General features: G+C 40.9%; 11 protein-coding genes. All 11 read left to right on the top strand.

The features are described from left to right. On the top strand, window positions 1-1,089 hold a 1,089-nt coding region (locus ABZA26_RS04615), incomplete at its 5' end, for a head maturation protease, ClpP-related (protein WP_372713342.1). A 3-nt stretch (window positions 1,090-1,092) separates the two neighbouring features. Continuing rightward, complete coding sequence (locus tag ABZA26_RS04610; RefSeq protein ID WP_372713341.1) at window positions 1,093-1,416, top strand: hypothetical protein; 324 nt, start codon at window positions 1,093-1,095, stop codon at window positions 1,414-1,416. 26 nt (window positions 1,417-1,442) lie between these two features. Next, window positions 1,443-2,465 carry a major capsid protein gene (locus ABZA26_RS04605; RefSeq protein ID WP_372713340.1) on the top strand — a complete coding sequence of 341 codons (1,023 nt, stop codon included), beginning with the start codon at window positions 1,443-1,445 and terminating at the stop codon, window positions 2,463-2,465. A 14-nt stretch (window positions 2,466-2,479) separates the two neighbouring features. Then, complete coding sequence (locus ABZA26_RS04600; protein ID WP_372713339.1) at window positions 2,480-2,728, top strand: hypothetical protein; 249 nt, start codon at window positions 2,480-2,482, stop codon at window positions 2,726-2,728. A gap of 8 nt (window positions 2,729-2,736) precedes the next feature. Further along, complete coding sequence (locus ABZA26_RS04595) at window positions 2,737-3,060, top strand: hypothetical protein (RefSeq protein WP_372713338.1); 324 nt, start codon at window positions 2,737-2,739, stop codon at window positions 3,058-3,060. Beyond that, window positions 3,054-3,596: a phage tail protein gene (locus ABZA26_RS04590; protein WP_372713337.1), complete on the top strand. Its 543-nt coding sequence runs from the start codon at window positions 3,054-3,056 to the stop codon at window positions 3,594-3,596. The genes ABZA26_RS04595 and ABZA26_RS04590 overlap by 7 nt, the downstream gene beginning before the upstream one ends. Continuing rightward, window positions 3,596-4,075 carry a hypothetical protein gene (locus tag ABZA26_RS04585; RefSeq protein WP_372713336.1) on the top strand — a complete coding sequence of 160 codons (480 nt, stop codon included), beginning with the start codon at window positions 3,596-3,598 and terminating at the stop codon, window positions 4,073-4,075. The genes ABZA26_RS04590 and ABZA26_RS04585 overlap by 1 nt, the downstream gene beginning before the upstream one ends. Next, entirely contained in the window at window positions 4,076-4,405 is a 330-nt protein-coding gene (locus ABZA26_RS04580) for a hypothetical protein (RefSeq protein WP_372713335.1), read from the top strand. Further along, a complete protein-coding gene (locus ABZA26_RS04575) occupies window positions 4,405-5,853 on the top strand; it encodes a phage tail sheath family protein (RefSeq protein ID WP_372713334.1) in 1,449 nt (482 codons plus the stop codon). The genes ABZA26_RS04580 and ABZA26_RS04575 overlap by 1 nt, the downstream gene beginning before the upstream one ends. A gap of 21 nt (window positions 5,854-5,874) precedes the next feature. Then, a complete protein-coding gene (locus ABZA26_RS04570) occupies window positions 5,875-6,393 on the top strand; it encodes a phage major tail tube protein (protein WP_372713333.1) in 519 nt (172 codons plus the stop codon). 10 nt (window positions 6,394-6,403) lie between these two features. Next, the gene (locus tag ABZA26_RS04565; RefSeq protein ID WP_372713332.1) at window positions 6,404-6,742 is read left to right on the top strand and encodes a hypothetical protein; all 339 of its coding nucleotides are present in this window, start codon (window positions 6,404-6,406) and stop codon (window positions 6,740-6,742) included. Window positions 6,743-6,904 lie beyond the last annotated feature (162 nt).

Raw genomic sequence — 6,904 nt, 5'->3', positions numbered from 1 at the left:
GGAGAAGTAGGAGAGTATTGGGCAGAAGTAACTCCGACGCAGTTTAAAAAAGATCTCGATGATCTCGGAACAGTGGATGAGCTGGACGTAAGAATCCATTCTCCTGGAGGTGTTATTTTTTCAGGGTATGCCATCTATAATCTGCTAAAAACTCACAGTGCAAAAAAGACTGTCTATGTGGACGGTATTGCTGCAAGCATGGGGTCTATTATTGCCATGGCCGGGGATGAGATAAAGATGTCAAAGGCCGGAATGATCATGATACATAATCCGTGGGGCTGGAGCAGCGGCGAAGCTAAGGATATGCGGCAGTATGCAGATAACTTGGATAAGATGATGGATACTGCAGCGGAAATATATTCTGAAAGAACAGGGACAGGTGTGGATACCATAAAGGAACTTATGGGAAAAACGACATATCTCACGGCAGATGAAGCTCTCGAATATGGTTTTATAGACGAAATCATTGATTATAGCGAGGATACAAAGATAGACCCAGTCAATAAAATGCTCATGATGGATGGCAGAAAAATAGACCTATCTGGATTGCCACAACAAAAGATGTTGATGAATAAATTGGAAACCCTCGGGCTCAAAGAGGTTTCAATAAAAGAAGAGGAGGAAGATATGACAAAAGCTGAATTGAAAGCAAAGCACCTGGATCTCTACAACGAGATCTACAACGAAGGGGTAGCTGAAGAAAGAACAAGAATGCAGGAGATCGAAGAATTGTCTATACCTGGAGGCGAGGGGTTTCTTGCAAAGTACAAATTTGAAGAACCCAAAGCAGCAGGAGAGGTATCAATTTTGATGCTCAAAGCTATTAAAAGTGGGGATATTACACCTTTGGCAGCAGTAGCAACGACAATTGTGAAACCAGAAGGAGAGACTGCACCAGTACTGCAAGGCGGTATAAAAACAGGAGCTGAAACATTTGTACAAAAGGTAGCTGATGCCCAGGCATCTGGCGTGGGTAAGGTGGCTTCCTCTGGAGACGGGCATATCTCCGATGAAGAAAAGAAAAAACAAGCGATGCAGGCGAGAGCACAAAGAATAGCTGAAAAGGCAAATAAAGGAAGGGGGCTGTAATAAATGGAAAACATTGCAAGAGACAACCTGATTAACGGAGCAGTAATACCAGCACTGGTACAAGAGGTGACTGTCCCAGCGGGAACTTGGAAAAGAGGTACGGTACTGGGGAAATACAGCGGAGCCTACAATTTAATGGGAGAAACTAACTATGACGTTTCCACAGTGGACTGCATCATAGCTGAAGACATCACACTGGCAGCAGAGGGAAAAGCACAGGCATTTTTTACAGGACAGTTTAGCAAAGGGGAACTCACTGTAAAAGATGGGTTTGATGTAGATACGCTTGCAGATCCGGCTAGAAAACTAAATATTTTCATAAAATAAAATTCTTTTAAAAATGAGGAGGAAGTATGTACGATTTAAAAACTCTAATAGCAGCAACAAAACAAACAAAAAAACCAAATATGTTTCTTTGGAACCTGTTGATCAGTAAATCAGTAGACGAAATGACAAGCAAATTTGAGGTACACACAAAGAAAGCCAGAAGAAAAATGGCTCCTTTTGTGGGGAAATACATAAATGGACAATTGATAAAAAAAGACGGGTTTTCAATCATGGAAATAGAACCTGGGCTCTTAAAGCCTTTTACAATTGCCCATGCAGAAGACATGCTTAAACAGCAATTCGGACAGACTGTCTACGGAGATTCTGTAAGCTCTGAAGAGATGGCAGAGGGGCAGATGGCAAAGGAGCTCGCAGAGCTTACTGATACCATAGCAAGAAGAGAGATGTGGCTTTTGTCAAAACTCATCACGACAGGTTCAATGCCTATAGATGGAGAAGGGGTAAGCAGAGCTATCACTTACGGATCTGATGAGGGGAATTTTGAGACACTTTCCGGAACAGAGCTGTGGACAGATGCAGCTTCTGATCCTATAGCGTACCTGAAAGAAAAACAGTTAGAAATATTGAAGGCTACCGGGATAAATATAGACAGCATTATAATGACTCCTGAAGCAAGCTCTGCATTCCAATCTAATGAAAACGTAACAGCCAAACTGAAATACACTACAGCTGATGTAATGAGAATAGAACCTAGAAGCCTGGGAGACGGTGCAAAGTATATCGGAACAATCCCTGAGCTCGAGCTTGATATCTACTCATATGTGGACTGGGTAGAAAATCCTGCTACTGAAGCGGATGAGTCATTACTGCCTGCAGGAGGGATTGTCGGCGTTAAATCAAAAAGTTTTGAGGTTCATTATGGAGCCATTGCACAAAAATCAGAGGGAGGAAAAGGTGTATTTGTGGGAGACAGAATTCCTAAAGTATGGAGTCCCGAAGGTGCAGATTATGACTGTCTAAGACTTGCTTCTGCACCTGCAATAGTGCCTGATGATGCAGACGGTTGGTTCTATTCCAAGGTAGTATAAGGAGGATAAAATAAATGGCTAAAGCTAAAAATGACGCTCAAGAAATCAAACTTGAGGAAGAGATAAATAAAAATGAAATTCCAGAAATTCCCACTGAAGAAAAACAGGAAGTCCAAGAAGGGGTAAAACTTGAGCTTCTTGGGAATGTGAGACACAGTGGGAAAATATATGTAAAAGGGGGAACACATTGTTTCCCCCAAAAGGATGCAGAACACTTGATAAAGTCAGGAGCGGCTAAAAAACCTGAACCTGAAAAAAAGTAGGTGTGTAGATGAGTTTTAAAGAGATGATAGCCGAAGAGCTAGATATATTCCTTGATTTGGATGAATTTGGGGAAGAGATCAACATTGACGGAACTACCTTTACAGCAATAAAAAGTACAGGAACAGAGGATATAACAGGGGCTTATGACGAGGAGCTAAAGGAAGGGGTATATAAGAAGGTTACAACTCTTTATATCAAGACCTCAGACATCCAGGATATCTATGAGCAAGGGAAAAAAGTCGAGTTAGACGGCCTTCCATACACTGTATATTCTTCAGATGATCAAGACGGCATCACAGAGATCAAGCTCCAGGAGCACGCTGTATGGTAGAAATATCAGCAGACGAACTCATAAGAGTGGAAAGAATACTCTCTGGGATAGAAAACGGCGTGGAAAGGGCTGTAAGCTCAGCGGTGAACAGGTCGGCTTCCTTTGCAAAGACAATGGCAGCAAGAAAGGTAGCCTCTGAGTATACCGTCAAATCCACAGATGTCAGAAATACAATTCAGATTAAAAAGGCGACATTTTCAAATCTGGAAGCAACAATAAAGGCAACCGGTCACGCCATGCAATTAACAAAATTTAAAGTAAACTCCGGAAAGCCGGTACTGAAAGTTTCTGTAAAAAAAGGGGGAGGCTTAAAGCCTCTTCCAGGAGCTTTTAAGGCTAAGATGCAAAGTGGCCACGTAGGTGTATTTAAAAGGTTAGGTAAAAAAAGGACGCCTATAGAAGGGAAGTACGGGCCATCTATACCAACAATGCTTGGAACTAATACTGTGACAGGCTATGTGGAGGATTTGGCTATGAAAAAGGTGGCTGAAAGACTGGATCATGAGATAGGAAGAATTTTAGGGGGGATAAAGTAATGTTGGCACTGGAACTAGAAAAAACTTTAAAAGAGTTTCTTCAGGAAAAATTCAAAGATACTCTGCTGGAAGTCCCTAAGAAAAAAGCTTCTGAACTACAAGTTTTGAGACCCATCAAGGTAGAAACAGGCTATCTCCCTCCTGAAAGTGCATCTTCTCAGGTACCTTGTATAGTCCTAAGGACAAGCAAACAGGAAGAAAAATCAGAGAACGACGGGAATATAGAGGTGCGGTTTTATGTAGCAATCTACAACCAAGACACCTCAGAGGGATATGCGACTTTGATGAATTATCTTTCTGGTATTAAAAATGAGATTTTTTCTAAATATGTATTTGAAAAGTTCACAGTAACATATCCTTGCAGGCTGACACCGTATGAAGAACAGATGTACCCTGTATGGATGGGAGAAGTTGTCATGAATTTTGAAGCACCAACAATAAACAGAAGCACTCTTTCATTATTAGAGGAGGAACTATAAGTGAATAAAAAAGAAGAAGTAAAAAAAAGTACCACAGCCGAAGATGAAAAATTATCTGAAAGAGCTGTAAAAAAGAACAAAGTAGATAAGATAAAAAGAAGGATATACATAGGACCGTCGGCAATTAAATTTGGGATCTCCAAAGATGCTGTTTTTAAAGGTGAGGTTCCAAAGGTTTATGAAGAGTTTTTTGAAAAATATCCTCTTGCTCAAAAACTGGTAGTGGAGCTGGAGAAGCTAACAGAATGCAAAGTAAAGCTTGCTCAAAAAGGCAGTGCTGAGCAGGTCATGTACGAAAAAATAGAGAGACAGATGAGAGGAGGTAACTAATGAGTTACAAACATGGTGTAACGACACAAGAAATGGACACGGCAGTAGTTGCAACAGTCGAAACAGGGACGCTCGATTTTGTCGTAGGAACTGCTCCGGTGAATATGAACCCTGATAGAGAATACTCGGTGAACAGCGTAGAGCTGGTATATAACTACACTGAGGCTGTTGAAAAGTTTGGGGATACAGATGACTTTGAAAACTATACTATTTGTGAAAAGATAGATGCGCATTTTAGTAAATTTGGATTCGGGCCATTGGCAATAGTGAACGTCCTTGATCCGGCAATACATAAGGCTGATGTAACTGATGAGGTTGTGACTTATACATCTGGAAAGGCTACTCTTGCAGAGTTTGGGATACTTCTCAACACACTTCTGATCAAAGATGCGGCTGGAGCTGTGACTTATGCAGAAGACACGGACTACATACTGTCATTTGATGATGATGGAAAAGTCATCGTAAGTGTAATCTCTGGTGGAGCCCTCGATGCAGCGACAACAGGGAAAGCTTATTATTCAAAACTAGATCCTTCACTTGTAGATGCAGATGACATTGTAGGAGGCATAGACGGGACAACAGGAGCAAAAGAGGGGCTTGAGCTGGTACACGAGGTATATCCAAAGTTTAGGCTGATACCAACGACTATATCTTCTCCAAAATGGAGCGGAGTAACTACTGTAGAGGCTGTAATGAAAGCAAAGGCAGCTGCAATCAACGGTATGTTTAAAGCCATAGCACTGGTAGATATCCCTACCGGAACTATAAAAAAATATAGTGATGCTCCAGGATGGAAAAACGATAACAATTACGTGGATACTCATGAAGCAGTTTTTTGGCCAAAAGTATCGCTTGGAGAAAAACAATATCATCTTTCTTCTCAGGCATCCGCTTTGATGATGAAAACATTTGCAGATTATGACGATGTCCCTTATAGGTCCATATCAAACAAATCGTTACAAGCGGATTCATCAGTACTTAGTGATAAAACAGAAGTGAAATTAGGGATTGATGAAGCAAATTATTTAAATGGTCAAGGAATAATTACAGCTCTTAATTTTTCTAACGGTTGGACAATGTGGGGGAACAGGACAGGAGCTTATCCTGGGGATACAGACCCTAAAAATTCATGGTTAGTACAGAGAATGATGTTTAACTGGGTATCGAATAAACTAATCCTGACATACGCCTCTAAGGTGGACGATCCTACAAACAGGAGATTGATTAGGACTATCACAGACTCAAACAATATATGGCTTCAAGGATTGACTAACAAAGAGTACATTCTTGGAGGAAGAGTTGAGTTTTTAGACTCTGAGAACACTGTTGACCAGCTGATCGACGGGAAGATTGTTTTCCACTTATATTTTGCAACACCAAACCCTGCTGAAGAGATCCAGTTTAAAATCGAGCTTGATACATCTTATTTTGCACTGCTGGCAGCGTAAAAAAATAATCGGAGGTAACAGATGAATATACCTGAGCAGTTAATAAACTTTAAACAATATATCAGTGGGGGCGCTACTCCCACTGCTGTGGTAGATGTGACTCTCCCTGATATAGAAGCTATATCAGAATCCATAAGAGGAGCAGGGATAGCAGGGGAGATAGAGAGCATCACTCCAGGGCATTACGGTGCCATGTCTCTGACTGTAAACTACAGAACAATGATAAAAGAGGGGATAAACATATCTCCATATGAGAAGCAGGAGATGGAGTTTTACGGTGCCCTCAAAGAAACAGATCAATCGACAGGAAAAGTCGTAGTCAAAAAAGTCAGAGTAGCTGTGAGAACCCAGGCTAAAAAAATAGGACTAGGGAAACTAGATGTGGGTAAAGGTACTGATTCGAGTACAGAATACACTACAACTTATCTTAAAATAGAAATCGATGACAAAGTAGTGAGAGAAATCGATCAACTAAACTTTATAGATATTGTAGACGGGACAGATATGCTGGCAGACGTAAGATCTGCACTGGGAATGTAGGAGGGATAACGTGGAAAAAATAATACTTGAACAACCAGTAAAAGAGGGTGACAAAGAGATAAAAGAACTTAATCTCGATCTTGAATCTCTTACGACACAAGATTTCATAGATGCAGAAAAGGAACTGCTTTTTTCCGGAGAGGCTTTTTCATCTATGGGGATAGAGTCTTCTCTGTCATTTCGAAAACATATAGCTGCTAAATCAGCTGGAGTAAGGGCTGAGACAATAGGATCTTTGAAAGCAAAAGACTGGGTAAAGGTGAGCTCTGCAACTAAGGGTTTTTTAGAAGGAACGGCATTAGCGGAACTAATGGAAAGCTTAGCAGGGAACTTAAAAAAATCTGTCTAACTCTAGCAGAAAGAACCAATTCTTCCATAGAGTTTTGGCTTAAGATGACACTTTTTGAAATAGAAGACTGGATAGACGCAATTTCTGAAGGGGGTAAGAATGGCTAGGAAAACCTATCAGGTGGCTTTTGCTATAGGAGGTAAAATAGGCGCCGGCTTTGCT

This window comes from Ilyobacter sp. (assembly GCF_041583315.1).
Lineage (GTDB): Bacteria > Fusobacteriota > Fusobacteriia > Fusobacteriales > Fusobacteriaceae > Ilyobacter.
The sequence above is the reverse complement of the archived record's forward strand: the minus strand, read 5'-3'. Positions and strand labels throughout refer to the sequence as shown.

What these genes read in the sequence shown, in the direction of transcription:
- ABZA26_RS04610 (WP_372713341.1), top strand. Translation starts at nt 1,093, where the DNA reads ATGGAAAACATTGCAAGAGACAACCTGATTAACGGAGCAGTAATACCA.
- ABZA26_RS04605 (WP_372713340.1), top strand. Translation starts at nt 1,443, where the DNA reads ATGTACGATTTAAAAACTCTAATAGCAGCAACAAAACAAACAAAAAAA.
- ABZA26_RS04600 (WP_372713339.1), top strand. Translation starts at nt 2,480, where the DNA reads ATGGCTAAAGCTAAAAATGACGCTCAAGAAATCAAACTTGAGGAAGAG.
- ABZA26_RS04595 (WP_372713338.1), top strand. Translation starts at nt 2,737, where the DNA reads ATGAGTTTTAAAGAGATGATAGCCGAAGAGCTAGATATATTCCTTGAT.
- ABZA26_RS04590 (WP_372713337.1), top strand. Translation starts at nt 3,054, where the DNA reads ATGGTAGAAATATCAGCAGACGAACTCATAAGAGTGGAAAGAATACTC.
- ABZA26_RS04585 (WP_372713336.1), top strand. Translation starts at nt 3,596, where the DNA reads ATGTTGGCACTGGAACTAGAAAAAACTTTAAAAGAGTTTCTTCAGGAA.
- ABZA26_RS04575 (WP_372713334.1), top strand. Translation starts at nt 4,405, where the DNA reads ATGAGTTACAAACATGGTGTAACGACACAAGAAATGGACACGGCAGTA.
- ABZA26_RS04570 (WP_372713333.1), top strand. Translation starts at nt 5,875, where the DNA reads ATGAATATACCTGAGCAGTTAATAAACTTTAAACAATATATCAGTGGG.